The sequence below is a fragment of the Thalassospira profundimaris WP0211 genome (assembly GCF_000300275.1).
Taxonomy (GTDB): domain Bacteria; phylum Pseudomonadota; class Alphaproteobacteria; order Rhodospirillales; family Thalassospiraceae; genus Thalassospira; species Thalassospira profundimaris.
The window spans coordinates 1-1,034 of record NZ_AMRN01000024.1 but is presented as its reverse complement, the minus strand read 5'-3'; the positions used below and the strand labels follow the sequence as shown (position 1 = coordinate 1,034).

Here is a 1,034-nt window from a genome sequence, read left to right as displayed (position 1 = left end):
GAAAAGTTTGAGCGTACAAAACCGCACGTTAACGTTGGCACCATCGGCCACGTTGACCACGGTAAAACCACGCTGACCGCAGCAATCACCAAAGTTCTGGCAGAAGCCGGTGGCGCTTCGTTCCAGGACTACAGCATGATCGACAAAGCACCGGAAGAGAAAGCTCGTGGTATCACGATCTCGACCGCGCACGTTGAGTATGAGACCGAGAACCGTCACTACGCACACGTCGACTGCCCGGGCCACGCTGACTATGTTAAAAACATGATCACTGGTGCGGCACAGATGGACGGCGGTATCCTCGTCGTTTCGGCTGCTGATGGCCCGATGCCGCAGACCCGTGAGCACATCCTGCTCGCACGTCAGGTTGGTGTTCCGGCTCTCGTGGTCTTCATGAACAAAGTTGACCAGGTCGACGACGAAGAGCTCCTTGAGCTCGTCGAAATGGAAATCCGTGAACTTCTGTCGTCCTACGACTTCCCGGGCGACGATATTCCGATCGTCAAGGGCTCTGCTCTTGCTGCTCTGGAAGGTCGCGATGATGAAATCGGCAAAAACGCTATCCTCGAACTGATGAAAGCGGTTGACGACTACATCCCGGCTCCGGAGCGTCCGAAAGACAAACCGTTCCTGATGCCGATCGAAGACGTGTTCTCGATCTCGGGTCGTGGTACGGTTGTAACCGGTCGTGTTGAAACCGGCGTTGTTAAAGTTGGCGAAGAGATTGAAATCGTCGGCATTAAAGACACCGTTAAAACCACCGTTACCGGCGTTGAAATGTTCCGCAAGCTGCTCGACCAGGGCGAAGCTGGCGACAACATTGGCGCGCTGCTGCGTGGTACCAAACGTGAAGACGTCGAACGTGGCCAGGTTCTGGCACACGTTGGCTCGATCACCCCGCACACCAAATTCGAAGCAGAAGCCTACATCCTGACCAAGGATGAAGGTGGCCGTCACACGCCGTTCTTCTCGAACTACCGTCCGCAGTTCTACTTCCGTACGACTGACGTAACCGGTTCGATCGAGCTGCCGGC

At 55.6% G+C, this 1,034-nt stretch carries 1 protein-coding gene; it reads left to right on the top strand.

Annotation, left to right across the window (positions count from 1 at the left end; all coding sequences use genetic code 11):
• The coding region (gene tuf / locus TH2_RS20405; protein ID WP_008892351.1) for an elongation factor Tu at nt 1-1,034 on the top strand (1,034 nt) is incomplete at both ends.